The organism is Streptomyces sp. NPDC059037 (assembly GCF_042740015.1).
GTDB lineage: Bacteria > Actinomycetota > Actinomycetes > Streptomycetales > Streptomycetaceae > Streptomyces.
Window position 1 is genome coordinate 1 of the sequence record NZ_JBHYIG010000122.1, and the last position, 26,919, is coordinate 26,919.

Annotated in this window: 24 protein-coding genes and 1 pseudogene; 17 read left to right on the forward strand and 8 right to left on the reverse strand. The window is 68.5% G+C overall.

Annotation, left to right across the window (positions count from 1 at the left end; all coding sequences use genetic code 11):
• Positions 1–84: 84 nt before the first annotated feature.
• Positions 85–1,914: an SGNH/GDSL hydrolase family protein gene (locus ACFWY6_RS24140; RefSeq protein WP_384693943.1), complete on the reverse strand. Its 1,830-nt coding sequence runs from the start codon at positions 1,912–1,914 to the stop codon at positions 85–87.
• A 126-nt stretch (positions 1,915–2,040) separates the two neighbouring features.
• On the opposite strand from ACFWY6_RS24140, the gene ACFWY6_RS24145 reads away from it, so the two are divergent.
• From ACFWY6_RS24145 to ACFWY6_RS24165, 5 genes are all read left to right on the forward strand, one after another.
• Entirely contained in the window at positions 2,041–2,490 is a 450-nt protein-coding gene (locus ACFWY6_RS24145; RefSeq protein ID WP_361818500.1) for a DUF6278 family protein, read from the forward strand.
• Between the two features lie 144 nt (positions 2,491–2,634).
• On the forward strand, positions 2,635–3,378 hold the full coding sequence (locus tag ACFWY6_RS24150) for an amino acid ABC transporter ATP-binding protein (RefSeq protein WP_384693946.1): 744 nt from the start codon (positions 2,635–2,637) through the stop codon (positions 3,376–3,378).
• 16 nt (positions 3,379–3,394) lie between these two features.
• The gene (locus ACFWY6_RS24155; RefSeq protein WP_384694000.1) at positions 3,395–4,306 is read left to right on the forward strand and encodes a glutamate ABC transporter substrate-binding protein; all 912 of its coding nucleotides are present in this window, start codon (positions 3,395–3,397) and stop codon (positions 4,304–4,306) included.
• Between the two features lie 9 nt (positions 4,307–4,315).
• Positions 4,316–4,960, forward strand: coding sequence for an amino acid ABC transporter permease (locus ACFWY6_RS24160; RefSeq protein WP_266871999.1), 645 nt, complete (start codon positions 4,316–4,318; stop codon positions 4,958–4,960).
• The gene (locus ACFWY6_RS24165; protein ID WP_384693950.1) at positions 4,957–5,826 is read left to right on the forward strand and encodes an amino acid ABC transporter permease; all 870 of its coding nucleotides are present in this window, start codon (positions 4,957–4,959) and stop codon (positions 5,824–5,826) included. Before ACFWY6_RS24160 ends, ACFWY6_RS24165 begins: the two co-directional genes overlap by 4 nt.
• A gap of 37 nt (positions 5,827–5,863) precedes the next feature.
• Here ACFWY6_RS24165 and ACFWY6_RS24170 read toward each other — a convergent pair whose 3' ends face one another.
• The 3 genes from ACFWY6_RS24170 to ACFWY6_RS24180 form a co-directional block, all read right to left on the reverse strand.
• Complete coding sequence (locus ACFWY6_RS24170) at positions 5,864–7,495, reverse strand: alpha/beta fold hydrolase (protein ID WP_384693953.1); 1,632 nt, start codon at positions 7,493–7,495, stop codon at positions 5,864–5,866.
• Between the two features lie 125 nt (positions 7,496–7,620).
• Positions 7,621–8,826, reverse strand: a complete 1,206-nt coding sequence (locus ACFWY6_RS24175) for an Ig-like domain-containing protein (protein ID WP_384693956.1) — start codon at positions 8,824–8,826, stop codon at positions 7,621–7,623.
• A 135-nt stretch (positions 8,827–8,961) separates the two neighbouring features.
• Entirely contained in the window at positions 8,962–9,720 is a 759-nt protein-coding gene (locus ACFWY6_RS24180; RefSeq protein WP_384693959.1) for a hypothetical protein, read from the reverse strand.
• Between the two features lie 104 nt (positions 9,721–9,824).
• Between ACFWY6_RS24180 and ggt the strand changes: the two genes are divergently transcribed.
• Positions 9,825–11,639, forward strand: a complete 1,815-nt coding sequence (gene ggt / locus ACFWY6_RS24185) for a gamma-glutamyltransferase (RefSeq protein ID WP_384693962.1) — start codon at positions 9,825–9,827, stop codon at positions 11,637–11,639.
• A 9-nt stretch (positions 11,640–11,648) separates the two neighbouring features.
• Here the strand turns inward: ggt and ACFWY6_RS24190 are convergent, their stop codons facing one another.
• On the reverse strand, positions 11,649–13,505 hold the full coding sequence (locus tag ACFWY6_RS24190; protein WP_384693965.1) for a WD40 repeat domain-containing protein: 1,857 nt from the start codon (positions 13,503–13,505) through the stop codon (positions 11,649–11,651).
• A 151-nt stretch (positions 13,506–13,656) separates the two neighbouring features.
• Between ACFWY6_RS24190 and ACFWY6_RS24195 the strand changes: the two genes are divergently transcribed.
• The 8 genes and pseudogenes from ACFWY6_RS24195 (at position 13,657) to ACFWY6_RS24230 (ending at position 21,716) form a co-directional block, all read left to right on the forward strand.
• Positions 13,657–13,908 (forward strand): helix-turn-helix domain-containing protein, encoded by a 252-nt coding sequence (locus ACFWY6_RS24195; protein WP_266872005.1) that lies wholly within the window; start codon positions 13,657–13,659, stop codon positions 13,906–13,908.
• A 244-nt stretch (positions 13,909–14,152) separates the two neighbouring features.
• Entirely contained in the window at positions 14,153–15,676 is a 1,524-nt protein-coding gene (locus ACFWY6_RS24200) for a hypothetical protein (RefSeq protein ID WP_384693968.1), read from the forward strand.
• Between the two features lie 224 nt (positions 15,677–15,900).
• Positions 15,901–16,743: a nitrilase-related carbon-nitrogen hydrolase gene (locus ACFWY6_RS24205; protein WP_384693971.1), complete on the forward strand. Its 843-nt coding sequence runs from the start codon at positions 15,901–15,903 to the stop codon at positions 16,741–16,743.
• Positions 16,740–18,023 carry an aspartate aminotransferase family protein gene (locus ACFWY6_RS24210; protein ID WP_384693973.1) on the forward strand — a complete coding sequence of 428 codons (1,284 nt, stop codon included), beginning with the start codon at positions 16,740–16,742 and terminating at the stop codon, positions 18,021–18,023. The genes ACFWY6_RS24205 and ACFWY6_RS24210 overlap by 4 nt, the downstream gene beginning before the upstream one ends.
• Positions 18,024–18,096: 73 nt before the next feature.
• Positions 18,097–18,564, forward strand: a pseudogene (locus tag ACFWY6_RS24215) (amidohydrolase family protein); the annotation flags it as partial.
• 180 nt (positions 18,565–18,744) lie between these two features.
• Entirely contained in the window at positions 18,745–20,136 is a 1,392-nt protein-coding gene (hydA, locus tag ACFWY6_RS24220; RefSeq protein WP_384693976.1) for a dihydropyrimidinase, read from the forward strand.
• Between the two features lie 34 nt (positions 20,137–20,170).
• The gene (locus ACFWY6_RS24225; protein ID WP_384693979.1) at positions 20,171–21,187 is read left to right on the forward strand and encodes a TIGR03842 family LLM class F420-dependent oxidoreductase; all 1,017 of its coding nucleotides are present in this window, start codon (positions 20,171–20,173) and stop codon (positions 21,185–21,187) included.
• A 310-nt stretch (positions 21,188–21,497) separates the two neighbouring features.
• On the forward strand, positions 21,498–21,716 hold the full coding sequence (locus ACFWY6_RS24230; protein WP_384693982.1) for a hypothetical protein: 219 nt from the start codon (positions 21,498–21,500) through the stop codon (positions 21,714–21,716).
• Positions 21,717–21,755: 39 nt separating this feature from the next.
• Here the strand turns inward: ACFWY6_RS24230 and ACFWY6_RS24235 are convergent, their stop codons facing one another.
• Both ACFWY6_RS24235 and ACFWY6_RS24240 read right to left on the reverse strand, forming a co-directional pair.
• Positions 21,756–22,805, reverse strand: a complete 1,050-nt coding sequence (locus ACFWY6_RS24235) for a hypothetical protein (protein ID WP_384693985.1) — start codon at positions 22,803–22,805, stop codon at positions 21,756–21,758.
• A gap of 111 nt (positions 22,806–22,916) precedes the next feature.
• Positions 22,917–23,495 (reverse strand): hypothetical protein, encoded by a 579-nt coding sequence (locus tag ACFWY6_RS24240; protein ID WP_384693988.1) that lies wholly within the window; start codon positions 23,493–23,495, stop codon positions 22,917–22,919.
• Between the two features lie 162 nt (positions 23,496–23,657).
• Between ACFWY6_RS24240 and ACFWY6_RS24245 the strand changes: the two genes are divergently transcribed.
• The 3 genes from ACFWY6_RS24245 to ACFWY6_RS24255 all read left to right on the forward strand — a co-directional run bounded on the left by ACFWY6_RS24245 (position 23,658) and on the right by ACFWY6_RS24255 (position 25,926).
• Positions 23,658–23,909, forward strand: a complete 252-nt coding sequence (locus ACFWY6_RS24245) for a hypothetical protein (RefSeq protein ID WP_384693991.1) — start codon at positions 23,658–23,660, stop codon at positions 23,907–23,909.
• Between the two features lie 509 nt (positions 23,910–24,418).
• Positions 24,419–24,778 (forward strand): hypothetical protein, encoded by a 360-nt coding sequence (locus ACFWY6_RS24250; RefSeq protein WP_384693994.1) that lies wholly within the window; start codon positions 24,419–24,421, stop codon positions 24,776–24,778.
• Between the two features lie 203 nt (positions 24,779–24,981).
• On the forward strand, positions 24,982–25,926 hold the full coding sequence (locus ACFWY6_RS24255) for a hypothetical protein (protein WP_384693996.1): 945 nt from the start codon (positions 24,982–24,984) through the stop codon (positions 25,924–25,926).
• An 83-nt stretch (positions 25,927–26,009) separates the two neighbouring features.
• Here the strand turns inward: ACFWY6_RS24255 and ACFWY6_RS24260 are convergent, their stop codons facing one another.
• On the reverse strand, positions 26,010–26,780 hold the full coding sequence (locus ACFWY6_RS24260; protein ID WP_384693998.1) for a transposase: 771 nt from the start codon (positions 26,778–26,780) through the stop codon (positions 26,010–26,012).
• Positions 26,781–26,919 lie beyond the last annotated feature (139 nt).

Consider the following 26,919-nt stretch of genomic DNA (forward strand, 5'->3'; position numbering starts at 1 on the left):
GGGGGGGGGGGGGGGCGGGGGGGGGCGGGGGCTCCCCCCCCGCCGCGGGCGCGGGGGCGCCCGCGCCCCGCGCCAACCCTCGGGTTACGGCACCAGTGCCCGCAGATCCACCGACTCCGCGATCGCCGCGAGACCCGCATCGCCCGGATGCAGATGGTCCCCGCTGTCGTACGCGGGAAGGATCCGCGAAGGCCGCTCCGGGTCCCGAAGCACCGCGTCGAAGTCGAGGACCGCGTCGAAGGCCCCGCCCCAGCGGATGTACGCGTTCACCGCCACCCGCTCCGCGTCGGCCGCCGCCGTGCAGAGCGACTCGCCCTCGCACGGCGCGATGGTCGCCGCCACGACCCGCAGCCCCCGCGCACGCGCCCGCTCGGCGATCTCCCGCAGCCCGGCGGTCACTTGGTCCGCCTTGGTGCCCCAGCGGACGTCGTTGACCCCCTGGAAGACCACGACCGTACGGGCGGACGTCTGGGCGAACACGTCGCGGTCGAGCCGGTGCAGCGCGCTCACGCCGCCGGTGTCCGTCGAGACACCGTCACCGGGATAGCGGTCGGCGACGACACGGTTCGCGGAGATCCCCTGGTTGAGCACCCCGAACTGCGGGACCGTGTCCTGCTGGAGCAGCCGCCTGGCCAGGATGTTGGGCCACCGGTGATTCGCGTCCTGCGTGGACTTCACGCCGTCCGTGATGGAGTCGCCGAGCAGCACCACGGACCCGGGCCCGCCGCCCACGTCGACGCCGGTGAGCAGCGGCCACGTGGAGATCGTCGACGTGTACGCCGCCGGTGAGCCGTCCGCGGCGTGGTCGCCGGGGCCGCTCACGTACGAGCGCTGAATGGCCTGGCTGTGCACGGGCGCGGTCGTCACCGTCTCCGGGAGGTGAAAGCTCACCAGGAGGTTGGTGTCCGCCGGTACGTCGAAGTCGAGCGGATCGCTGAACACCTGGGCGCCCGCCGGGATTTGGGTGCCCGCTGCGCCACGGAAGGACAGCGGCACCGGCTCACCGCGCGCCCCCGCACCGGACTCCTGCACGGCCACCGTCGCGCTGCCGATCCGCACCGGCGCCGAAGCGAAGGTGTTGTCGAGCCGGATCCGCACCCGCGGGCCGCCCGTGCTCGTGTGGACGACGAGCCGCACCGTCCGGTCGGCCCACGGTCCCACCGCCGTGTACCCGGCCGTCGACGCCGACCAGCTGCCCGTCCACCCCTTCGTGGTCTGCCGCACGGAGAGCGAGAAGACATGCAGATCCGGGGCTCCCGGGTCCTTCGGCAGGGTCACCGACGCGACCTCGCGCCCGCGCGCCACGGGCACGGTCACGACGTACAGCCGTGCCTTCTCGGCGAGTTGGCCGCCGGGAGTGTTCACATGCGGCAGCGCGACGGACTTCGTGGCGAGCGGACCCGAGCGCCAGTCGGGCGCGGTCAGGCGGTACGTGCCCTTCGAGCCGTCCCCGTAGCGGACCGTCCCCGTACCGCTCGCCTCGCCGCCCGTGCCGGCCACCAGGAAGGCGAGGGCGTCACCACGCCCGCGTACCCGGACCGACTGTCCGTTCGCGCGGACGTTGTCGGCCTCGCCCGCCTCCGTACGCGGCCAGGTCAGCCGCGCCCCGTCCACGGCGAGCGAACGCCCGGGCGTCCAGCCCGCCGCCGTCAGATCGCGCGCCGACAGCGAGCTCCCCGAACCGTCGAAGTCCGCGTCGCCGGGCCGTGCGTCGTCGCTGATCGCCCTGCTGTCGAAGAGCCGCTCGAGGGGGAGCGGCTCGGGTCTGTGCGGGGCGGCTTGCGCAGTCGCCACTGGTACGACGCTTGTGAGCACCGCGAACACCGCGGTCACTCCCCATGTACGTCGGCGCACGATGGACCCCTCCCCTTGACGGAAAGCTGACGTGATGTGACGTGATGAAAGGTGCGCCATGAAGCTAAGGAGGCGGCGGAGGCGCGTCAATGAGTCGCGCGTGAACAAGACCCGAACTCGCCGAGAGGACACGGTGATGAGCGCGCCTGTGGTGCGACGGGCGATGCGAATGCCACGCTGGGTGGTATGAACATCCCTTTCATCCCGTTCCTTGACCGGTGGCGCAAGCGACACGCGGCGGAGCAGGAGCCGGGTCTCGCCGCGGCGTTCGAGGACGACCCCCAAGGGGTGGCCGAACTCCTCTCCGAATGTGAGCTGCTGCGCTCCCAGGCCGCCACCGCCGGCCTCGAACTCGACGACACCCCGGCCTCGTTGGGCGCGCTCGACCAACTGCTTCCGCGCTGGCGCGACGATCCGGAGCTGCTGCCGTGGCTCGGCAATGACGCGGGCCTGTACCTGGGTTCGGTCATCGTCCGTACGGTGCCCGGCGCCACCTGGCACGTCTGGCCCGGCGGCAGCCCCGTCGTACGGCTCGCGTCGGGGCGTGAGATCCAGGTCGTGGAGGCCGGGCTCGACTGGGCGGTGCACGGCGCCCCGGAGTTGTCCCACGTCTACGCGGAGGCGTCGGAGACGTAGCCCGGAGGCTTCCAGGGCCCGACCGCGGGATGAAGTAACTGCAAATACGGTTAATGCCCATAAGTGCGTGTCGTCCGGTAAGTCCCGTTTTCGCGTGGATAGTTTGCGCGGACAGACACACCGCTGAGAGTGGGCAGGGCAGGCATGGCCGTCGATCCGCTGATCGAGCTGCGTGATGTGAACAAGTACTACGGGCAGTTGCATGTCCTTCAGGACATCGACCTCACCGTCGGCAAGGGGGAGGTGGTCGTCGTCATCGGCCCGTCAGGGTCGGGCAAATCAACGCTGTGCCGGGCGATCAACCGGCTCGAGACGATCCAGTCCGGGTCCATCGCACTGGACGGGCAGCCACTGCCCGAAGAGGGCAAGGCACTGGCCATGCTCCGCGCGGAGGTGGGCATGGTCTTCCAGTCCTTCAACCTCTTCGCGCACAAGACCGTGCTGCAGAACGTCTCCCTCGCGCAGATCAAGGTGCGACGCCGCAAGAAGGAGGACGCCGAGAAGCGCGCCCGCGATCTCCTCGAACGCGTGGGCCTCGCCTCACAGGCCGCCAAGTTCCCCGCACAGCTCTCCGGCGGCCAGCAGCAGCGCGTGGCCATCGCACGCGCGCTCGCCATGGACCCGAAGGTGATGCTCTTCGACGAGCCGACGTCCGCCCTCGACCCCGAGATGATCAATGAAGTGCTCGAGGTCATGCAGCAACTCGCCCGCGACGGCATGACCATGGTCGTCGTCACCCACGAGATGGGCTTCGCCCGCTCGGCCGCCAACCGCGTCGTCTTCATGGCCGACGGCCGCATCGTCGAGGACCGGGCGCCCGAGGACTTCTTCAACAACCCCGAGAGCGACCGAGCCAAGGACTTCCTTTCCAAGATCCTCAAGCACTGACGGGGGGACAGCCATGATGCGTACGACACGTCTGCTCGCGGCGCTCGTCCTCGCCGCCTGCGCCGTCACCGCCACCGCCTGCGGCAAGGAAGGCAGCCCGCCGGTGAAGGGGCCGCAACCCGACGAGCTGCCCAAGTACCAGGTGGCGAGCGGTTTTACGCTGGCGGGCTCCAGCACCTGGGAGAAGGCGAAGCGGCGCGGCCACCTCGTCGTCGGGGCCAAGGAGGACCAGCCGTTCCTCGGCGAGAAGAACCCCGCGACCGGCGTCTACTCGGGCTTCGACATCGAGATCGCCAAGATGGTCTCGGCCTCGCTCGGCTTCGACCCGAAGTCGATCCGGTTCAGGACGATCGCGTCGGCGAACCGCGAAACCGCCCTGCAGAACGGGCAGATCGACTACTACGTCGGCACCTACACCATCAACGACCTCCGCAAGAAGCTCGTCGGCTTCGCCGGCCCCTACTACATGGCGGGCCAGGGCCTGCTCGTGCGCTCCGACGAGGACGACATCGACGGGCCGCAGGACCTGGACGGCAAGCGGGTCTGCTCGGCGGCGGGATCGACCCCCTACCAGCGCATCCAGAAGGACTACCCGAAGGCGACGCTCGTCGCATACGACACGTACTCGGTCTGCGTCGACAACCTGCTGACCTATCAGGTCGACGCGGTCACCACCGACGACGCGATCCTCATCGGATACGCGGCCAAGGTGCCCGACGAACTCAAGGTGGTCGGCAAGCCGTTCTCCGAGGAGCCCTACGGCATCGGCGTCCCCCGCAAGGACAACACCCTGCGGTTCGCCATCGACGACGCCCTCGCGGCCCGCGAGAAGAACGGCGACTGGAAGAAGGCCTACGACGCCACGCTCGGCCTCTCCGGAGTCCCGGCGCCCGAGCCGCCCGCCATCGACCGCTACCCGGCGAGCTGAGGAGGCGTCGTGGACACGCTGACAGACAACTTCTCCACCTTCGCCGAGGGATTCCTCGGCACCGTCCAACTCACCGTGTACTCCTCGATCCTGGCGCTCGTGCTCGGGTTCCTGATGGCGTCGTTCCGGGTGGCCCCGGTCGGCTCGTTCCGGGCCTTCGGCACGGCGTGGGTGACGGTCCTGCGCAACACCCCGCTCACCCTGCTCTTCTTCGCGGTGCTGCTCGGCCTGCCGCGCTTCGGACTCGTGCTGCCCTTCGAGGTGTTCGCCGTCCTCGCGCTCGGCTGCTACACCTCCGCCTTCATCTGCGAGGCCCTGCGCTCGGGCATCAACACCGTGCCCAAGGGCCAGGGCGAGGCGGCCCGCAGCCTGGGCATGACCTTCGGGCAGACGCTCTCCGTGGTGGTGCTCCCACAGGCGTTCCGGTCCGTCATCCCGCCGGTCGGCTCCACCCTCATCGCGCTCGCCAAGAACTCGGCGATCGCGGGCGCGTTCAGCGTCACCGAGCTGCTCGGCACGTACAAGACACTCAGCGAACTCGGTTACAGCATCATCTGGACGTTCATCTGGATCGCCGTCGGCTACCTGATCATCACCCTCGCCATCAGCGCCGTCTTCAACATCCTCGAGAAGCGCTGGGGAGTCGCCCGATGAAAGCCCTCTCCCACGAATCGACCGCCCTCTACGACGTACCGGGACCCAGGACCGAGCGCAGACACAAGCTCTACGGACTGCTCTCCACGCTGATCCTCCTCGCCCTGGTCGGCTGGATCCTCTATCTGCTCTTCGACACCGACCAGTTCACGGAGACGAAGTGGATGCCCTTCGAGTACAAGGGCATCCAGGAGCTGCTGCTCCGGGGCCTCGGCAACACGCTCAAGGCGTTCGCCATCTCCGCGGTGCTCGCGCTCGCGCTCGGCGGACTGCTCGCCACCGGGCGGCTCTCCGAGCACCGCCCGGTGCGCTGGGTGGCCACGCTGATCGTGGAGTTCTTCCGCGCGATGCCGGTCCTTGTCATGATCTTCTTCGTCTTCGTGGCGCTGAAGGTGCAGCCGCTGCCCGCGCTGGTCGCCGGACTGACGCTCTACAACGGCTCGGTGCTCGCCGAGGTCTTCCGCTCGGGCGTCAACTCCGTTGAACGCGGGCAGCGGGAGGCCGCGTACGCGCTCGGCATGCGCAAGACACAAGTGATGAACCATGTCCTGGTGCCGCAGGCCGTGCGCGCCATGCTGCCCGCCATCATCAGCCAGTTGGTGGTGGCCCTGAAGGACACCTCGCTCGGTTATCTGATCACCTATGAGGAGTTCCTCCATGCCGGGAAGCTGATCGCCTCGAACCTCGACTACGATCTACCTTTCATCCCCGTGGTTCTGGTGATCTCGCCGATCTACATCGGGATGTGCATGCTGCTTTCGTGGTTCGCCCAGTGGGTGTCCAAGCGTCAGCGGCGCAATCCCAAGACCGAGGCCGTGGAAGTGGCACCGGCCGAACCAGGGACGCTGCTGCCGGGTCCGCAGTAGCTAAAGGAGCCAGAGCCCAGCCGGCAGCAGCCGGAGATCACTGCTCGCGCAGCGGCACCGACACGTACGACGGGTCGGCCGCGGGTGAGGAGAAGGTCAGCTGCGCGCCGGACGGGTTGTGCTCGATATAGAGCGGGTCGACCGTGTCGACGACCAGGGCGAGCTTGTGTCCCGCCGGTACGTCGTAGGCCGTGGAGAACAGCTCCAGGTCCACGCCGAACGGCTTGCCGGGCGTCTTGCCGTGGAAGGTGTACGGCGCGTTGCTGACCAGCTTGCCGAGGCCGAGCGGGCCCACGTCGTACAGGTACGCGACGAGGGTGCCGCTCTCCTTGGTGCTGGTGAGCGTGGTGTGCAGCTTCGCCGTCCCGCGCACGCGCTGCGGCGCCTCGTACCTCTCGGACTGCCAGACGCCCGCGTAACGGCGCGGAAGCAGCGGCATCGAGGCCATCGGCGGGATCTTGAGGAACTGGTCGAGGGCGTTCGAGAGCAGCACGATGCCGCCGTTGGCGCCCGAGTCGACGTTCGTGCGGATGGTCGTGGACCCGCCGAGGTCGATCTTCTTCTTCGTCGCGCCGACCGACTTCCAGTCGGGGTAGCCCTCATAGCCGCCTGTGGATGGGGCCTCCCCTGCTCGAGCGGAGCCGAGAGCTTGGGGACGGGACTTGAGCTGGACGGGCTGTTCGGTGTCGATGCCGTTCTTCTCGCCCTTGAGGTAGCGGTCGAACCAGCGCTGGGTGGAGGTCCAGGTGTCGTTGGGCAGTCCGAACAGGCCGGTCAGTTCGGCCGTCGCGTGGTCGCCGGGGCGGAATTCGAGGCGCTTGGGGCCGGTCAACTGCTCGTAGAACTTGGCGTATTGGTTGGGCGGGAAGATCGTGTCGCCCCAGGCGTTGCCCAGCATGACGGCCGCGCCGTTCCTGTTGATCTGGTCGATGTAGGTCGCGGGGGAGCGCTTCGCGCCCCACGCGATCATCTCGTCCTCCTTGTCCAGGTTGGACGCGAGGAAGTCCTTGAGGGTCTGCTGGAGTTCGGGGCTCGGACGGCCCGTCAGGACGCCGGCGCCGCCGAGCAGCCCGGCGGCCTGGGCGTGCTGGGTGCGGCCGCTGTAGATCGACTCGATCAGGTCGCCCCAGCCGCTGAGTGCGGCGACGGCCTTGATGCGCTTGTCGTGCCCCGCGGCGAGCAGGCTGATGCCCGCTCCGTACGAGACGCCGCCCATGCCGATCTTCTCCGGGTCGGCCGGGGTGTTCGCGAGCGTCCAGTCGATGACCTTGGAGGCGTCCGCGATGTCCTCGGGGCCGCCGGTCTCGATCTCGCCGCCGGACTGCCAGAAGCCGCGCGAGTTGTAACTGACCACCACATAGCCGGAGTTCGCGAGCTTCTGGGCCTGCGCGACGTACTCGATCTGCGGCATGGCCCAGCTGGTGGGCAGCACGATCGCGGGGTATTTGTCGCCGCTCTTCGCGCCCTTGGGGGTGAAGACGTTGGCCTTGAGGACCGTGCCGCCGTCGCCTGGGATGTCGACGAAGCGTACGTCGGTGGAGCTCGCCGCCGGGGCGGTCGCGGGGGCCGCCTGGGCCGCCGGGGCGAGGCCGAGCGCGGCACCGGCGACGAGGGTCGCGGAGACGGCGCCCACGGTGGTCGTACGCAGGGTCTTGCGCGGAAGTCCCACGGGTCACTCCTTACTCGTTCAAGCAAAGTGACCCGACGGTAACCGCGCGGCTTTACCGGGGGTAACCCGTCGGTAAGTTACGCCCCGGTAACGATTGTTGAGTGGTGTACCTCCGACGCCGTCCGCTAGCTCAGCGCGCTCTTCGTCTGCCAGTCGGCCCAGGAGAGGTTCCACTCGCCATAGCCGTTGCCCGGGTCCGGGACGCCCTTCGAGCCGCTGCCGGAGACCTCGAAGGGGTCGCCGACCTGGACCTGCCCGTAGAGCCAGGAGGCGTCGCCGTCGCTCATGCCGATGCAGCCTGAGCTGTGGTTGGTGTTGCCGAAGTACGCGGCGTTCCACGGCGCCGCGTGGGCGTACATGCCCGACCAGGTGAGACGCATCGAGTTGTCGACCATCTTGTCGTAGGCGTCGCCGAGGCCCACCGTCTCGGAGCGCATGTTGATCGTGCCCTCCTTGGCCATCAGTACGGACGTGCCGCCCCAGGACGCCTTCTCGCCGCCGGGGGTGCCCGCCGACATCGGGACCGTCTTGACGGACCGTCCGTCGCGGACGAGCGTCGCCTGCTTGCTGTCGAGGTCGACCTTGACCTTCTGGCTCTTGCCGACCGTGAAGCCGGTGGCGTAGTCGCGGACGAACCAGCCGCCGTCCGTGCCCGAGTCGATGCCGTTGAGCCGCGCGTCGAGCTTCACCTTGGTGCCGGACTTCCAGTAGTCCTTGGGGCGCCAGTCGACGCGGTCCTTGCCGTCGTAGTTCTGGATCCAGCCCCAGGAGCCCTCGGTGCCGTTCGAGGTGGTCACCTTCAGGTTCTTCTCGACCTCGGCCTTGTTCTTCACCGGGTGGTCGAAGACGACCGACAGGGGCTGGGCGACGCCGACCGTGGTGTCCTTGCCGGGCGTCAGGGTCAGCTTGTTCACCTGGTCCGGGGCGGCCGTCTTGAAGGACGCCCGCGCGCTGCCGCCCTCGTCCGTGGTCGCCTCGACCTTGTACGCGGTGCCGGGCGCCGCCCTGCGGTCCGAGGTCCAGGTGGTGCCGTTCGCCGAGACCTTGCCGGTGAGCTTCGCGCCCTCGGTGCCGGTGACCGTCACCTGCTTCAGCTTGCCTTCGGCGAGCTTCACCTTCACCGGGGAGCCCGCCTTGGCCTGTTCACCCCGCAGGTTCACCGATATGTCTGGCTTGTCCGCATCGAGGTCCGCGGCCCCGGCGGCAGAGCCGCCGCCCGAACAGGCGGTCAGGGCGGCAGCCAGCGTCGCGAGGCCCGCGGCCGTGGTCGCGGCCCCGGTGCGGCGGGAGCGTATGGGGCGTCGGCGGCTCGACGAGCTGAAGGGCCTCAAGGGAACGTACCTCCGTGCGAATGTGGAACTGCACGGAGAGAGGGGCGAAGGTCCCGATCGGTTGCCTCTTGCCCGGAAATTCCCGACTAGGTCACAGAGGTGCCTCTTGCGGGTCGGCGCTCGGTGCCCGGGGCCCTACTTGGCGCGATGTGAATTGCGCGGCGGAGTCACCGCGGGCGCCGGTGCCTGCGCGGCGCGGGTCACGTCCGCGACCAGCTCGACGACGTCGGCGCCGTACGCCTGGGAATTGACGACCTTCAGGAGCAGCACGAACGTGTTGCCGCCGTGCTTGCGGGCCAGCTTCTCGTGGTTGCGGGCGAGATAGCGGGTCGCCGCCTGGTTGGTGATCGCCCGCTGGCCGCAGAAGAGGAAGACGGGTCTCGCCTCCTGGCCCTGCCCGGCGGTGAGCCGCGCGAGGATCACGTACTCCGATGTGCCGCCCTCCATGCGGTAGCGCTCGCTGCCGATCTGGAAGGCGCCGCGGTCCGGGCCCGGCTCCGGGTCGGTGTTGACGCGGACGCCGGGCAGCAGGGAGTGCATGTGCGCGGCCATGCGGCGGTTCGCCGCCGGGGCGCCGACGCAGAACTCGGTGCGCTCGCCGAAGCTCTGCTGCGCGGCGTCGTGCGCGACGAGCTGGGCGTGCGCCCCGCAGTCCTTGATCAGCGCGGCGAGTTCGAGGAGCGCGAACACGTCATGGCGTACGACGGTGAGATCGGGACCGCCCCCGTCGCGGTTCACCACGAGCAGCGACTCGGAGTTGTCGGGCAGCCCGAAGAAGGCCTGCTTGCGGCGGAGCTTGCGCCGCCACAGGTAGGAACGGGCGAGCCAGCCCAGCACGGCACAGAGGCCGGCCGCGATCAGGCCGAGGGCGATATTGCGCACGTCTTCGGTCATGGGGGCGCATGCTAGCGGGCTTCCGGACCGGTGTTCGAGGGGGTCCTGACGAGGCGGGGGACTCGAAGTTACGCTGCGCAGACGGCTGTTGACTGGAGGTACGAATGCGTCGTGCTGTCGTACGGAATCTGACGCTATTGGCGGTCGGAGGGGTTTTGGTGTCGGTCGGTGCCGCCGCGCCCCCTTCGTCTCCGCGCTCAGCTGAAAGCCCTGCTCCGGCCACGGGGAAGGTGCCGGTGGCCGTCGGATACGGCGGCGCCGTATCCAGCGTCGACCCGGACGCTTCCGCCGCCGGGATCGAGGTTCTGAAGAAGGGCGGCAACGCGGTGGACGCGGCGGTCGCCACCGCGGCCGCGCTCGGCGTCACCGAGCCGTACTCGGCGGGCGTAGGAGGCGGCGGCTACTTCGTCCACTACGACGCGAAGACCCGCAAGGTGAGCACGATCGACGGCCGCGAGACGGCCCCGAAGACCGCCGATTCCGGCCTCTTCCTCGAGAACGGCAAACCGATCCCCTTCGAGGACGCCGTCACCAGCGGCCTGGGCGTCGGCACCCCCGGCACCCCCGCCACCTGGCAGTCGGCCCTCGACCGGTGGGGCAGCAAACGCCTCGGCGCGCTCCTGAAGCCGGCCGAGCGCCTGGCGCGGGACGGCTTCACGGTCGACCCGACCTTCCGCGCGCAGACCGAGTCGAACCAGAAGCGGTTCAAGGACTTCCCCGACACGGCGAAGCTGTTCCTGCCGGGCGATGAGCTGCCGGTCGTCGGCTCGACGTTCAAGAACCCCGATCTTGCGCGTACGTACGAAGAGCTGGGGCGCAAGGGCGTCGGGGCGCTGTACCGGGGCGGCATCGGCAAGGACGTCGTCCGCACGGTGAACAAGCCGCCCGTCGACCCGGCGTCGGGGCGGGTGGCCCGGCCCGGCGCTCTCTCCACCGCCGATCTGAAGGCGTACGCGGTGAAGCGCCAGGCCCCGACGAAGACGTCCTACCGCGGGCTCGACGTCTACTCGATGGCGCCGTCCTCGTCCGGCGGGACGACCGTCGGCGAGGCGCTGAACATCCTGGAGCGCACCGACCTCTCCAAGGCCTCGAAGGCGAAGTACCTGCACCGCTACATCGAGGCGAGCCGCATCGCCTTCGCCGACCGGGGGCGCTGGGTCGGCGACCCCGCGTTCGAGGATGTACCGACGAAGGAACTGCTCTCGCAGCGGTTCGCCGACTCGCGGGAGTGCCTGATCCGCGACGACGCGGTCCTGAAGAGCCCGCTCGCGCCGGGCGATCCGCGCGATCCGGCGGCGTGCGGGTCCGGTGACAAGGCCGCCCCGACGACGTACGAGGGCGAGAACACGACGCACCTCACGGCCGCCGACAAGTGGGGCAACGTCGTCGCCTACACCCTGACCATCGAGTCGACGGGCGGCAGCGGCATCACCGTGCCGGGGCGTGGCTTCCTGCTCAACAACGAACTGACCGACTTCTCCTTCGCGCCCGCCAGTCCTTCCGTGCACGACCCGAACCTGCCGGGTCCGGGCAAGCGGCCCCGGTCGTCGATCTCGCCGACGATCGTCCTCGACCGGCACGGGAAGCCCGTGGTCGCGCTCGGGTCGCCGGGCGGCGCGACGATCGTCACCACGGTCCTGCAGACCCTGACGGGCTTCGTCGACCGGGGTCTGCCCCTGGTCGAGGCGATCGCGGCGCCCCGCGCGAGCCAGCGGAACGCCGCCCAGACCGAGCTCGAGCCGGGGCTGTGGGACAGCCCGCTGCGGCCCGAGCTCGAGTCGATCGGCCACTCCTTCAAGCAGAACCCCGAGATCGGGGCGGCCACCGGCGTTCAGCGTCTGCCGGACGGCAAGTGGCTCGCCGCTGCTGAGAAGGTGCGCAGGGGCGGGGGGTCGGCGATGGTCGTACGGCCGGAGTAGGACAGGCCCCTAGCGGGGCGCGCAGTTCTGCTCCAGCTCGTTGGCCGCCCAGCGGATGGAACCCTCCGGGTCGTCGTGCAGATAGCGGAGGGTGGGCAACGCCTCGCGTACGGCCGCGAGTTGGGCGTCGCCGCGGCCGCCGCGGGCCTGGTGGACGTCCGCCAGGTCCGCGATGAGCAGGAGCAGCGTGCTGCGGGACTTGTTGTCCGGGTCCGTCATGAGTTGGACCAGGAACGGGACGGCCGGGACGGCGGCGGTCGACGCCGCCTCCTTGGAGACGAGGAGGCGGTAGAGGTCGTGCACCGCGTCCATGGCCGTCTTCTTGTCGTCCGACGCCACCTTGCCGATCAGCTCGGGGACCATGTGGCCGGGGCCGCGCGCGGTCCACAGGGAGCCCCAGTCCACGTCCTCCAGGCGCAGTTGGAGATCGCGGTGCGGCCACAGCTTCGCCAGGTCGAGGCGGAGCGCCGCCGTGGACTCCGCGTCGGTGACCCGCAGGATGCCGTCGGTGTCGAGGCCGAGGAACTTGATGCCGGTGCCGAGGCGCAGGTTCGCGACCGCGTCCGACACCAGGTCCCAGACGCGCACCAGGCCGTCCGCCCAGGCCGCGGCGAGCGCGGGACCGGTCGGCAGTACGGCGGCGGCCAGGGAGTTGATGGGGGTGTTCCTGCGGGCGAACGGCGAGCGCATCGGCTTGCGGCGGGTCGACCAGTAGCGGATCACGCCGTTCGCGTCGCCGCTCAGGACCAGGCGCGTGCTCGCGAGCTCCAGACAGGTCACGGAGGTCACCGGGGCGCGGTGCAGGGTGAGCGTGATCGTCTCGGGGTCCTCGTCGTCGGTCTCCCGGACGTGCACCCGGCCTTCCGCGTCGCCCGCCACCACCATCGTCGGCCCCTGCAGACAGGCCACCGCCCTGAGCGTGCTGCGCTCTTCGACCAGCGCCGCCGCCTCACCGGCCACCACCGGCGGCTGCGGGTACTCCCGGGTCAGGACCGTCCACCGCCCGCGCTCGTCGGCGTCCCCGGCCTGCAGCGCGACCGGGCCGAGGTCCTCCAGCGGCTCGGGCACCTCGGCCGGCGGCCTGATGTCCTTGTCGGTCCACTCCAGGCCCAGCGTGCGGGCGACGTCGAGCAGCGCGGTGCGGGTCCGGGCGTTGATCACTATCTTGAAGTCGGCGCCGGGACCACGCCCGTGCCTGATGACCGCGTCCGGAGCGCCGTACGAAAGGGCGTCCGTACCCATCTCCTGCCAGGGCAGCAGGCCCAGTTCGCGGTACGAGGCCTCAAGGCGCCGTACGACCTCGGGGTCGGCGTCGACGGTGTCGCGGCCGAACCGCAGCGTATATCCGTAGTGCGCGGGCATCCGCTCGAAGGCCAGCTGCATCAGGAACTCGGAGAGCGAGCGGCTCTGCACCACCCACTGGCCGCCGATGCTCACGACGACCCGGGGGTCGGGGAGTTCGGCCTCGGCGGCCAAGTAGCCCCACTCATGGGCGTAGTGGTACTCGGACATGAAGACGCACACGCGGTCGTCGTCATCGGGGCCTATGAGCCCGCTGTCCTCGTCCACGTCGAGCTCGGAGAGCTTCGGCGGCCACTGGGTGTGCACCCAGTACAGGCGCGGGTTGAAGGCGAAGGAGTTGAGCGGCGAGTCCCACCATTCGTTGAGCGCCTGCGGGACGGGCAGGTCCCAGTCGATGCCCCGCTCCTGGTTCTCACCGCCCCAGCGTGAGTGTCCGGGCTCGCCGCCCGGGTCCACATAGCCCCACTCCCGCTGCACCTCGTCGAGCAACGACCAGCGGGGGCGACCCTGTTGACGCCCCAGCCGGTCGGCGAACTGTCCGTAGTCAATGATCTCGTGTGTCACCGGAGCATCGTACGAACGATCTCCGTCGCCGATGTCGTGGTGGTGTCACAGTGCTGTGAGGATGCGCGAACCTTCGCCCGGATCGATCACGCCAATAACTATACCGGTATGAGAATGGGCTTCGGGGTGGGTTCGGCATTAGAATGGGCGCATGGTGCGGACCCCCTTGACCCCCGAAGAGCGCGAACGCGGCGAGCGACTCGGCCTGCTGCTGCGCGCGGCGCGTGGCGAGCGGAGCATGGTGGAGGTCGCCGCGACCGCCGGACTCTCCGCCGAGACGCTCCGCAAGATCGAGACGGGCCGGGCCCCGACGCCCGCGTTCTTCACGGTGTCGGCGCTGGCGGTGGCGCTGGGCCTTTCCCTGGACGAGGTGGCAAAGGCGTGCGCGCTGGTGCCGGTTTGATCCACGGGCCCCGAAGGGGCGCGGGGCTGTGACATGTGCGGCTCCGCCGCGTGGGCGCGACCAGCCTCGACGCACCCGCAGACACATACGGCGCCCCCACCGCCCATCCTGGCTCACCGCGCGGACGGCGCCGTGTGAGACGCTGCGGGCCGGGTGGAAAACTGCGTGTAGTCGTCCCGTAACACGACTGGTGTTATCTTCCGGACCGGAAGACTCCAGGCTCCATGGGGCGGTGCTGGCTCGGATGGCAGTAGGACAACTCCCGGATCAGGTACGGGAGTTCGCGAGATATCTGCGGGATCTCCTGGCGCGGCTCGACTCCGGCGCCGGGTGGTGCGGCGTGTTCTGGTCGCGTGACCCCGACGGCATGCAGGCCTGCATCGACGGCGCGGAGGTGCCGCCCTGGGACGTGGTGGAGGCGCTGCTGCACGATCTCGCCGCGGCGTACGGGGAGCGGGCCGCCGAGCAGGAGACGCGGCGGGCGCGCGCCCTGCACGCCGCCTCGCTCGCGGCGTACGACGCGCGGCCCGGCGGCAGTCAGCTGCTCGGTGAGCGCCTCGACATGATGATCACCGAGCAGCGGTACGCGGTGGAACGGCAGGCGGAGCTCGGACGTTCGCTCGCCGCCGCGGTGACGTCCGACGAGGTGGAACGGCTCAACCGCGACCTCGCCTGGGTGCGGGACGACCAGGAGCGGGCCACGGCACGCTGTGCCGAACTCCGGGAACGTATCGAGCGGTTGGAGCGGGCGGACCGTCCCCAGTGGGTCGACCTGGGTACGCCGGACGCCGGGGTTTCGTCGTACGGGGTCGGAGTCGAGCCGACGGAGTACGCGGAGTATGGGGAGTACGAGGAGCGGGCGGAGTACGCGCAGTATGAGGAGTACGGCGGTGATGTCTCGCCGCCGGACTTCGGCGCGGCACCGTTCGACTCCGCCCCTCATCCTGCCTCCGCACCCGCACCCGCACCCGCACCCGCACCCCCCCCTGCCCCCGCCCCCGAGGAGCCCCGTGTCCCCGAGCAGGCCGCCGCCCCGCGCCGCCGACCGCGCGGCGCCCGCTTCGCCGGTTTCGACGAGGACGCGGCCGACCCCGTCGTCGTACCCGAGATGGCCGCGCCGCAGCCCGCCGGGCGCACTCCGCGCGGCGCACGGTACGCGCACGCCGACGACGGGGCCCGCGAACCGGCCCCCGGTGACATCGACAGCGACACCGGCAGTGTCTTCATCGGACCGGACCGCGACGGCGACCGCGCCACCGCCGAAGCCGTCGCCGCACTCGTCAGGCTCCGTCGCGAAGGCCGCAGCGGCGAGGCGCACGGCGTGCTCGTCGAAGCGGCGGGCTGGCCCGCGGCCCGCCTCCCGGCGTTCGCCGGTGAACTGCACCGCGCGGGCCTCGGCGCCGACTGGTCCACGCTGCTCTGGGAGGCCGCGTCGCTGCCGCCCGACCGGCTCGTCGCGCTTGCCGACGCGCTGGCCGGATCGGGCCGCGCCGACGACTGCCGCAAGCTGCTGCGGCAGGGCGTCGCACGGCCCGCGCCGGAGATCGCCGAGGCGGTGCTCGCGCTGATCGACGCGGGCCGCGAGCGCGAGGCCCGTGCGCTGCTCGACGCCTATCTCCGCGTCCGTACCGCCGAGGACGCGGCCGGCTGCGCGCACACCGATCCCTACCGCCTCATACCGCTGCTCCTGGGGGCGGCCCAGGGCGTGTCGGACGAGCACCACTGGGATCTGGTGCACGCGCTGCGCGTGGCCGGATTCAGTGCCTGACGCCGTCTGACGTCGTCTGACGCCGCCGGATGACGCTCGTGTCCTGATCGCCAGGTGATCGCTTCTCGCCCGCTCGGGTGCGAAACATGATCGACTCCGCCGGTTAACGGCGATGGTCTTGCCCAGCAGGTCGACGAGGCTTACGTTCTCCTATCTACGCATCAAGTCTACGGGCGTAGAAGCTCTCTGACGTCCCATCACGGACTTGCGAAGGAGCAGCTCTCATGGCCACCGTCGTACGCGCCGCACTCGTCCAGGCGACCTGGACCGGCGACACCGAATCCATGATCGCCAAGCATGAGGAGCACGCCCGCGAGGCGGCCCGCCAGGGTGCGAAGATCATCGGCTTCCAGGAAGTCTTCAACGCCCCCTACTTCTGCCAGGTCCAGGAGCCCGAGCACTACCGCTGGGCCGAGCCGGTGCCGGACGGACCCACCGTCACGCGCATGCGGGCGCTGGCCCGCGAGACCGGCATGGTCATCGTCGTGCCGGTCTTCGAGGTCGAGCAGTCCGGGTTCTACTTCAACACCGCCGCCGTGATCGACTCCGACGGCTCGTACCTCGGCAAGTACCGCAAGCACCACATCCCCCAGGTCAAGGGATTCTGGGAGAAGTACTACTTCAAGCCGGGGAACGCGGGCTGGCCCGTCTTCGACACCGCGGTCGGCAAGGTCGGCGTCTACATCTGCTACGACCGGCACTTCCCCGAGGGCTGGCGCCAGCTCGGCCTGAACGGCGCGCAGATCGTCTACAACCCCTCCGCCACATCCCGCGGCCTCTCCGCCTACCTCTGGCAGCTCGAACAGCCCGCGGCCGCCGTCGCCAACGAGTACTTCATCGCCGCGATCAACCGCGTGGGCGTAGAGGAGTACGGCGACAACGACTTCTACGGCACTTCGTACTTCGTCGACCCGCGCGGCCAGTTCGTGGGCGAGACCGCGAGCGACAAGGCCGAGGAACTCGTCGTCAGGGACCTGGACTTGAGCCTGATCGAGGAAGTACGCCAACAGTGGGCGTTCTACCGCGACCGCCGTCCCGACGCGTACGAAGGGCTGGTCCAGCCGTGAGGGATCTGTACAGCCGCCACAAGTCCGTCCTGCCCGAGTGGCTCGCGCTCTACTACGCCGAACCGCTGGAGATCACCCATGGCGAGGGCCGCCATGTCTGGGACGCGGACGGCCGCAAGTACCTCGACTTCTTCGGCGGCATCCTCACCACCATGACCGCACACGCGCTGCCCGAGGTCACCAAGGCGGTCAGCGAGCAGGCCGGCCGGATCATCCACTCGTCCACGCTCTATCTCAACCGGCCGATGATCGACCTCGCCGAGCGCGTCGCGGGCCTCTCCGGCATCCCGGACGCCCGCGTCTTCTTCACCACCTCGGGGACCGAGGCCAACGACACGGCCCTGCTCCTGGCCACCGCGCACCGCCGCTCGAACCAGATCCTGGCGATGCGCAACAGCTACCACGGCCGCTCGTTCACAGCCGTCGGCATCACCGGCAACAGCGGCTGGTCGCCCACCAGCCTCTCGCCGCTCCAGACGCTGTACGTCCATGGGGGCGTCCGCGGCCGCGGCCCGTACGCCGAGCTGACCGACGCCGAGTTCACCGAGGCCTGCGTCGCCGACCTGCGGGACATGCTCGGGCAGGCGCGCGGGGGAGCGGCGGCGCTGATCGCCGAGCCGATCCAGGGGGTCGGCGGCTTCACCTCACCTCCGGACGGGCTCTACGCGGCGTTCCGCGAGGTCCTGCGGGAGCACGGCATCCTGTGGATCTCGGACGAGGTGCAGACCGGCTGGGGCCGCACCGGCGACCACTTCTGGGGCTGGCAGGCGCACGCCGCGAGCGGCCCGCCGGACATGCTCACCTTCGCCAAGGGCATCGGCAACGGCATGTCGATCGGCGGTGTCGTGGCGAGCGCCGACGTCATGAACTCCCTTGACTCCAACTCCATTTCGACCTTCGGTGGCTCCCCGGTCACGATGGCTGCGGGCAACGCCAACCTCACCTACCTCCTGGAACACGACCTCCAGGGCAACGCCCGGCGCGTCGGCGGCCTCCTCATCGAGCGGCTGCGTGCCATCTGCGCCCAGATCCCCGTCGTACGCGAAGTGCGGGGCCGCGGCCTGATGATCGGCATCGAACTGGTCGATCCCACCACGGGCGAGGCGAATCCGCGGGCGGCGGCCGCCGCGCTGGAAGCGGCACGCGCGGGCGGCCTCCTGATCGGCAAGGGCGGCGGCCACGACACGAGCGTGCTGCGCATCGCGCCGCCCATGACGCTGACGGTCGCGGAGGCGGAGGAGGGGGCGACGATCCTGGAACGAGCCCTGAGGGGCGTGTAGTCAACGCACCCCGCCACGCCCGCATGTACGTACGTACCTGCGTACGCCCAAGCCTGAAAGGGAGCGCCCCACCATGAGTACCCGCACCCTGATCCGCGGCGGTCTCGTCATCACCGCCGCCGAGGAGACCCACGCCGATGTGCTGATCGAGGACGGCCGGATCGCCGCGCTCGCCGCGCACGGCACGGGCGCCGCCGAAGCGTGGACCGCGGACCGCGTGATCGACGCGACCGGAAAGTACGTTATTCCGGGGGGAGTTGACGCGCATACGCACATGGAGCTGCCGTTCGGCGGCACATTCGCCTCCGACTCCTTCGAGACGGGCACCCGGGCGGCCGCCTGGGGCGGCACCACCACCATCATCGACTTCGCGGTGCAGTCCGTGGGCCAGTCCCTGCGCGCGGGCCTGGACGCCTGGTACGCGAAGGCCGACGGGAAGTGCGCCATCGACTACGGCTTCCACATGATCCTCTCCGATGTGAACGAGCGGTCGCTGAAGCAGATGGACTTCCTGGTGGAGGAGGGCATCACCAGCTTCAAGAATCACGTTGGCGAAGGTGACCAGGGATTTCCTAACGGCGGGCGACGCACCCCTTCCAGCTGAGCAAGGCGACCCGGCGGCGGGCGCGCCGATGCCGTCGCCGGCGCACACCACCCCAGAGACTCCAACTCCACGACCAGACCGGGACCGCGAGGAGCCCGGCACAGGGAGGCGCGAAGGATGACCCGCACTCTGATCACCGGTGGCCTTGTCATCACGGCTGCCGAGGAGATTCACGCCGATGTGTTGATCGAGGACGGCCGGATCGCGGCCATGGCTTCCACCGGGACGCAGGAGTGGACTGCGGATCGCGTCATCGATGCTTCCCATAAGTACGTGATTCCGGGGGGTGTTGACGCTCATACGCACATGGAATTGCCGTTCGGCGGCACGTTCGCGTCCGACTCGTTCGAGACGGGCACCCGGGCGGCGGCGTGGGGCGGTACGACGACGATCGTGGACTTCGCGGTGCAGTCGGTGGGGCAGTCGCTGCGCGCGGGCCTGGATGCCTGGTACGCGAAGGCGGACGGGAAGTGCGCGATCGACTACGGCTTCCACATGATCCTCTCCGATGTGAACGAGCGATCGCTGAAGGAGATGGATCTTCTGGTCGAGGAAGGGATTAGCTCGTTCAAGCTGTTCACTGCCTACCCGGGGGTCTTTTACAGCGACGACGGGCAGATTCTGCGGGCGATGCAGAAGGCCGCTGTCAATGGCGGGCTGATCATGATGCACGCGGAGAACGGCATCGCGATCGATGTGCTGGTGCAGCAGGCGCTGGCGCGGGGTGAGACGGATCCGCGGTATCACGGTGAGGTGCGCAAGGCGTTGCTTGAGGCGGAGGCGACGCATCGGGTGATCAAGCTGGCCCAGGTGGCGGGTGCGCCGGTGTACGTGGTGCACGTCTCGGCGCGGGAGGCGTTGGCCGAGATTGCCAGGGCCCGGGATGAGGGACTTCCGGTGTTCGGCGAGACGTGCCCGCAGTATCTCTTCCTCTCCACGGACAACCTCGCCGAGCCGGACTTCGAGGGTTCGAAGTACGTCTGCTCAACTCCCCTGCGCCCCAAGGATCACCAGGCGGCGCTGTGGCGTGGCCTGCGGACGAACGACCTCCAGGTGGTGTCGACGGACCACTGCCCGTTCTGTTTCGTGGGCCAGAAGGAGCTGGGCCGCGGCGACTTCTCCAAGATCCCGAACGGTCTGCCGGGGGTGGAGAACCGCATGGACCTCCTCCACCAGGCCGTGGTGGACGGGCACATCTCCCGGCGCCGCTGGATCGAGATCGCCTGCGCGAGCCCGGCGCGGATGTTCGGCCTGTACGGCAAGAAGGGCACGATCGCGCCGGGTGCGGACGCGGACGTGGTGATCTACGACCCGGCGGCGGAGCAGGTGATGTCGGCTCAGACGCATCACATGAACGTGGACTACTCGGCGTACGAGGGGAAACAGGTCACCGGCCAGGTCGAGACGGTCCTCTCCCGGGGCGAAGTCGTCATCGACGAGCGGAAGTTCACCGGCCGCGCGGGACACGGGACGTACGTGGCACGCGGCACCACGCAGTACCTCGGCTAGGACTCAGCACCAAGGCTTGGAGAGGCGACGCACCATGGATTTCGGACTCGTCCTGCAGACCGACCCGCCTGCCGCGCAGGTCATCAGCCTCATGAAACGGGCGGAGCGCAACGGCTTCCGCTACGGCTGGACCTTTGACTCGGCGGTGCTCTGGCAGGAACCCTTCGTCATCTACAGCCAGATCCTGGCGAACACCGAGCGCCTGATCGTGGGCCCGATGGTCACCAACCCGGGCACGCGGACGTGGGAGGTGACGGCGTCCACCTTCGCGACCTTGAACGACATGTTCGGCAACCGCACGGTGTGCGGCATCGGCCGCGGCGACTCCGCGATGCGGGTGGCGGGCCGCAAGCCCAACACGCTGGCCCGGATCAGTGAGGCGATGAAGGTGATCCGCTCGCTGGCCTCGGGCGGCGAGGCGGACCTCGGTGGTACCACGATCCGCTTCCCCTGGATCAAGCCGGATGCCAGGCTCCCGGTGTGGATGGCCGCGTACGGCCCCAAGGCCCTCAAGATGGCGGGCGAGGAGGCCGACGGATTCATCCTCCAGCTCGCCGACCCGTACCTGACGGAGTTCATGGTGAAGGCGGTGCGCGATGCGGCATCGGCGGCGGGCCGTGACCCATCTGACGTGACGATCTGCGTGGCGGCGCCTGCGTACCTGACGGCGGACGACTCCCCGGAGGCCCTGGCCCACGCCCGCGAGCAGTGCCGCTGGTTCGGCGGGATGGTCGGCAATCATGTCGCCGATCTGGTGTCCATGTACGGGGAGCACTCGGACCTGGTCCCCGAGGCCCTCACCGAGTACATCAAGGCCCGCGAGGGCTACGACTACTCCCACCACGGCCGCACCGACAACCCCGACACGGCCTTCGTCCCGGACGACATCGTGGACCGCTTCTGCGTGATCGGCACGGCCGAGCAACACATCGCGAAACTGCGGCACTTGAAGGATCTGGGCGTCGACCAGTTCGCGGTGTACGACATGCACGACGCCCGGGAGGAGGTCATCGACGGGTACGGGGCCACGGTCATCCCCGCTCTGCGGTAATGACATGGGGCGGTGCTGACATCCAGTGCGTCCGTATATGAGCAACCTGGACACGAATGATGACGTCGCCCGTCGCGGTCACGTGGGCCACCTGTCGGAGGCAGGCCGGGTACGCGCACCGGTCCACCGTCCCAAACAGCCGTTTCATCGTGGTCGGCGAGTAGTTCCTGCTCATGGGCCGAGGACCCTACGGTCGGTCACACCGGGCCCGCAAACGACCACGGGCACACCATCACCCTGATGTCCAGAAAGGCGATCACGCATTCGACGAGCTCGGCGCTCGGCCCCGCGGTTATCGAGCCCCGTGGCGTTGTCCTTCTCAAAGGCCTCATCCAGTGTCCGCTCCGTCCGCGAGGCCACGCTGCGGACCTTCGCGAGCCCTTTCGCGCAGCGCGCGGCGCCGGACGGTGTGTTGTGCGACGCGGTGCGTGACTTGGGCAACACGGTCATTGGGTGGATGGAGTACGTGCGGGACAACGCCGGGACGTTCCTCGGGTCCTGCACCATTGGCGGCGCGGTCGGGGAGTAGGCGGTCGTTCTCGGTGCTGGTCCCGGCTCTTGAAGCGATTCAACTGGATGGGCCACCGCCAGCTTGATCGGTAGGGAGCCCGAAGTTCTTGCCCCAAGACGCCACCACGAATGTGGCGGCAACCGTCGCGACGCCGGCACCGATCGGGGTCGAAGACAGAGTGAGGGCGGCGACGATGCCGACGAGCGTGAGAGTGAACATCACCAGGGCGAGTGTCTGACGACGCCACACCGTGCGCTCGCGGTGAGTGCGGAGAAGACTTTCCTCGTCGTTGCTGATAGGTGCGAGATCTCGAAGGTTCGTTCCCGCCAAGACCGTCAGCATCCGTTCCACTTCGATTAGAGCCTGCTTGCGTCCGTCCTCGCGGTCCAGTTCCACCCCATCTCGGAGTGAGCGCGCGTGCGCCGCGGCTGCCGCGTAGTGCCTCACGACTTGGGCCATGGGCCTCCGCCCATCGGGGAGTGCCCGTTTCAGGGCGTATTTCTCCAAGGCGCGGGCGAAGTCCTCCAGCGCATGAACTGCTGGAATGTGGGGGGAGTGAAAGGGCTCCTCGCCTTGCGGCTCCCGATCAGACCTTTCGAAGGGCGCCAGCAGCTCCTCATACGAGCGCCGTGCGGTAGTAGTGACGATCTCTGTCGTCCAGCGCCGCATCCCTGGGCCCATGGTCCACAGGTTGAAACCGATGGTGATCAGGATCGGCCCCACCAGTGCTGTCATCGACACCAAGTCACGCCACCAGTGCCAAGCGCTCCCCAGCGAGATACCCCACAGCACGAGGCCTGTGCTGATAGACAGCAGCGTCGTGCTGATGATCTTGACTGAGGAAGCCCGTGAGGACGCTTGAAAGAGCACGTCCTCACGCTGAACGTAGTCCGCGGTCGTCTCTGGAAGCGTTGCCAGGTCACTCGCCTCGACCTTTGCGTCAAGATCGTCTCGGCGTCGCTGCGCGCGCTTGCCCGCCCATTTCCACACCACACGCTCCAGCAGCGTCCTTCTGCCGCGCCGCTGTGATGTCGCGGTCATCATCAGAGCCCACAGCGACATCGTCCAGGCGGTGATCGCGAGCGACGCCACATCGCCTCGGGTCATAGGTCTCCCTCCGAGTTAGTTTGCTCGTGGTTGCGGAGCCGCACGCTTGGTGACCACAATTCACAGGCCCCGTTTCCGCTTTGTGATCCTGCCCGTAGGGCTTGGCCCGAGTCAGTGACGGTAGGAGTAGTTGATCAGTCGTGAGCGGGCTTCCCTCTCCGTCAGGCCGAGGGCCTTCGCGATTGAGTCCCAGGGCACTTCGTCGAGCTGGGCGTTGGCGGCGGCGTCGCGGCCGATCCGCTTCGTGATGCGTTCCAGCAGGACGACGGCTTTGAGTGCGGCCACGGGTCCTTGGTCTGCGAGCGCCGTCAGTTGCTCGTCCACCTTCTCCAGCAGGCCAGCCAGTTCGTCCGGGAGCGGTACCGAGCGTTCCTCGACCTCGCTGATGTGCTGGGCCCAGTCCGTATACGGGCCCGAGGCGTCGTACTCATAAGGGTGGCGTCGGCTGACCTGGGACCAGTCGATTGGGTAGAGGGCCGTACCGCGCCAGCCGCAGGAGCACGAGCCACGCAGGTCAGTGGCCTGTGGCGCGCGCAATGTGCCGTCGTAGACCCACCAGTCGCTGGTCTTGTGAACGTTGCCGCTGCTTCCGGTGTCGAAGTGCATGGGCTCAGGCTCGGTACCATTGGCCAATACCGCTCCCGCCCGGCCCTCGTGGGACATTCCGAACTGCTCGGTCTTCCACCCCATGGCTTCTCCTCGGTACAGGTCGGCCTCAGACCATGTGTCGGACCAAGACCAAGACTGCCCAATTCCACGAGCCGTTGACCGGCGAATGTCCAGACCCGTCACGACCGCAGAGTGAGCACCTCCATCCCCTTCCGACAAATGCCGAAGGGGACACAAGTCCCTATGGCCGAATCTTTGGCGATTGCCGCACTGCGAGCTAAGGCCGAGTCCACCTACGAGGCCTTGCCGCTCACCCTGGAATCCGGCTCCGCGGTCAGGCTGCGCTCGATGATCATGCTCGCCGAGGCCGAGTACGCCACCGTCGAGCAGCTCCTCGAAGATCAACCAGGCGAGCGCGGACAACCGCCTCCCCACAGCCATCGGCGCGATGCGGCGCCTGTTTCTCCCAGTCGCAGACGACGCTGCCACCCTTGAGCCGGCACTGACCGGCTGGCCACTTGGGTTGCTGGTCAACCTGATGGAGCGCTGGCAGAACGGTATCCAGGCGCCGGAAGCCTGCAGCCCGGCCAGCTGATCGACCAAGGACACGGCCCGGAGCTCCGCGCCGATCTGCAACACCACTACGGCCTCGACCTGGCCGACGTATGGCGCGGCCGACTCGCCCCGCGCCGTGTCCTGGACCTGGCCGAGCACCTTCCCACCGGCTCCGCGTTCGCCGCGGGCCTCGGCGGAGCCCCGGCCCACCGTGGCTGGGACCTGCACGCCCACCTGATGGCGTACGCCGTCGACGCCTCTCACCACACCGCGTGGGTCATCGCCCAGACCCACAGCCGTAAGCAGATCCCGCCGCCCAAGGCGCTGCCCCGCCCCGGTCGGCAGCCCGCACGCCGCGGCCCGCTGGATCTGTCCCGACACCCCCTGGCTTAACCTCTCCCGGAGCGTTACCGCATCGCCCCGCCGTGCACCCTGTAAGGAGGTGGGGGGTGGCCGGTTCGCCCGGCGGCCGCGAGGTCGATCGCCTCGCCATCCGCGTACCGCCCGACACCTCAGGGTTCGCGACCTCGCTCCAGCGGTTCCTCGATCGCATCGAGCAGCATGCCAAGGCCGCCGTCCACATCACTGCGGACACACGCAGGTTCGGCGCCGAGCTGCGCGAGAAGCTCGGCGCCATCCGCACCCAGGTATGCATCCCTGTCGCGCCGGACACACGTACCTTCCACACCGAGCTGCAGACCGCACTCGCGACGCCGACATCGCCTGTACCGGCCCTATCTACGTGGCGACGACCGTGGCAAGGGCCTCAACAGCGACTTCGTGAGCAGCGCTTCCAGGGGAGATGCTGAAAATCCAGGATCGGTGAGCACTGATCTTGTCGGTCTTGGGTGAGCAATGCCGTTGACACGAGCGCCTCGATGGCCACGGTCGGCTGGCTGAGCGGCTGGCGTCGCGAGAAAATGTCTGCGTGAGCTGGGACCGTTGAAGCATTTTCAGAAAGTGCACCTGTGGCACAGGACGGTACGGCACGCTTCCCGATACCTCCACTGGATTGGAGATCGACATGGGCAAGTTCGTTGATTGCCCCTTCTGTGGGGAGCGAGGGAAGAAGACAAAGGAGCATGTGTGGGCCCAGTGGCTGCACAAGACCGAGGGGGCAAGGAAACTCCTCGCGGACACCCATGGGGAGCGCATTCAACGGAACCAATCCGCGCTTCGGAAAGATCAGAACGGCCGCTACCAGGCGGTGGAGGTATCCCCGGGCCCGTATGCGAAGTGGCTACCGAATGTCACGGTGTCGGTATGTGAAGACTGCAACTGCGGCTGGATGAGTCACCTGGAGGGCGAGGCGAAGGATATTCTCGCGAAATTCATCTTCGACGGGGGCACGCTACAGCTCACGGAAGGCAATCTTCAAACTCTGGCTACATGGGCGTCCAAGTCGTGGATGGCGTACGCCCTCACGCTTGCAGCGCACCAGAACCCCTTCACGAGGGCCGATTATCGAGCAATGGCCAGCTCGCCTCGCCCATTTCATGGTGGCAGAATCTTGCTGATGCACTCTGAGGAACCCATAGCGCATGTAGGCATGGGGATCACGTCGTGGTTGCTGTCATCCGGGGATTCGGTGCCTGACATGGAGACCACCCCAGACAACACCGGATACGCCTACTTGGCGGTGGCTACAGTGGTGTTGATCATGACATTCGTGCCGCCGACGGCCGAGGCTGCGGGAGTCGCCGACATATTTGCTCCGCAATTGGAATCTTCCCCCCTCGTTCAACGCGCTTGGCCTGATCCTCGCCCACAAGACTTCCCACTCGGCGCCCTTCCTCCTGGGACTTTGGCGGACTTCCTGGTTGCGGCCGAACAGACTAGGGAAGCGGTGGGACTCCCAACGGAGGGCCTTACTGACGATGACCTAGCAGGAGTTCTCGATCAGTACTGGAACGGCGTGGATCCGGCGCAGCTCCGGCGTCGATTCGGTAAGCCGTAGAGGCAAGCGACGCCTAAGGGTTGTCCCGTAAATGATCTTCAGTCGGATGGAGTTGGGGGATGCCCGTGGTTGGTGCGGTTCGCTCAACCCGCGATCGCGAGGTTGTGCATGCGGGCGATGCCGCACGTCGCATGGTGTACGCCGTCGCCTTTGAGGCGGCAGTCCCGCAGGATCTTCCAGCCCTTCATGCGGGCGAAGGCGTGCTCGACGCGGGCCCGGACTTGCTTGTGGGACCGGTTGTGTTCCTGCTTCCAGTCCGGGAGTTCGGCCTGCCCCTTGTCACGTCGGTGTGGCATGACCAGTCCGGTGCCCGGATAGCCGCCGTCGGCGATCGTCATGGTGTTCCCGACGGCGTCCCTGGCGCCGGATTCCGCCCACGCCTTGCAATCGTTGCGGTTGCCGGGCAGGGGCCGGCCGACCACAACGACGAGACGGGTGTCGGCGTCGATGACGACCTGGTGGTTGGTCGAGTACCGGTAGTTCTTCGACTGCTCGGCCACCGAATGGTCGCGAGTGGGCACGAGCGTCCCATCCACGATGAGCACCGTGTCTTTGCGGAACCTCTGGCGCGGCTGAAGGGCGAGCTTCGGGGCGAGATGGTCGATGATCCGGTCGGCGGCGGACTTGGAGACGCCGAAGAGCGGGGCGAGCTGGCGCATCGTCAAGTTCGTGCGCCAGTACGCCGCGACCAGAAGTACACGGTCCTCCAGTGGGAGACTCCAGGGCCGTCCCCGCCGAGCTTCGTCCGCGACCTCGCGGCGCACCACGTTCACCAACTTGCCGAAGCAGCGCGGGCTCAGCCCGGTGAACGGGGCTATCCAGGACGGCTCAGACGCCGTGATCACACCAGCCACACCAAGATCATCTCACCCGTGACCAGTCGTTACGGGACAACCCTTAAAGCGCGTTGCACAAGGCCGTGTTCGGGCAGGTCAGGGCCCGTGAACGCGGTTCTCTGGTCATGACGCGAGGGCGAGGTTGTGCATCTGGGCG

Bases quoted from the DNA above. Each gene is read 5' to 3' on its own strand.
- ACFWY6_RS24150 (WP_384693946.1), top strand. From the start codon at position 2,635: ATGGCCGTCGATCCGCTGATCGAGCTGCGTGATGTGAACAAGTACTAC.
- hydA (WP_384693976.1), top strand. From the start codon at position 18,745: ATGACCCGCACTCTGATCACCGGTGGCCTTGTCATCACGGCTGCCGAG.
- ggt (WP_384693962.1), top strand. From the start codon at position 9,825: ATGCGTCGTGCTGTCGTACGGAATCTGACGCTATTGGCGGTCGGAGGG.
- ACFWY6_RS24225 (WP_384693979.1), top strand. From the start codon at position 20,171: ATGGATTTCGGACTCGTCCTGCAGACCGACCCGCCTGCCGCGCAGGTC.
- ACFWY6_RS24195 (WP_266872005.1), top strand. From the start codon at position 13,657: ATGGTGCGGACCCCCTTGACCCCCGAAGAGCGCGAACGCGGCGAGCGA.
- ACFWY6_RS24235 (WP_384693985.1), bottom strand. From the start codon at position 22,805: ATGACCCGAGGCGATGTGGCGTCGCTCGCGATCACCGCCTGGACGATG.
- ACFWY6_RS24145 (WP_361818500.1), top strand. From the start codon at position 2,041: ATGAACATCCCTTTCATCCCGTTCCTTGACCGGTGGCGCAAGCGACAC.
- ACFWY6_RS24205 (WP_384693971.1), top strand. From the start codon at position 15,901: ATGGCCACCGTCGTACGCGCCGCACTCGTCCAGGCGACCTGGACCGGC.
- ACFWY6_RS24200 (WP_384693968.1), top strand. From the start codon at position 14,153: ATGGCAGTAGGACAACTCCCGGATCAGGTACGGGAGTTCGCGAGATAT.
- ACFWY6_RS24165 (WP_384693950.1), top strand. From the start codon at position 4,957: ATGAAAGCCCTCTCCCACGAATCGACCGCCCTCTACGACGTACCGGGA.
- ACFWY6_RS24155 (WP_384694000.1), top strand. From the start codon at position 3,395: ATGCGTACGACACGTCTGCTCGCGGCGCTCGTCCTCGCCGCCTGCGCC.
- ACFWY6_RS24245 (WP_384693991.1), top strand. From the start codon at position 23,658: ATGGCCGAATCTTTGGCGATTGCCGCACTGCGAGCTAAGGCCGAGTCC.
- ACFWY6_RS24140 (WP_384693943.1), bottom strand. From the start codon at position 1,914: ATGGCGCACCTTTCATCACGTCACATCACGTCAGCTTTCCGTCAAGGG.
- ACFWY6_RS24180 (WP_384693959.1), bottom strand. From the start codon at position 9,720: ATGACCGAAGACGTGCGCAATATCGCCCTCGGCCTGATCGCGGCCGGC.
- ACFWY6_RS24240 (WP_384693988.1), bottom strand. From the start codon at position 23,495: ATGGGGTGGAAGACCGAGCAGTTCGGAATGTCCCACGAGGGCCGGGCG.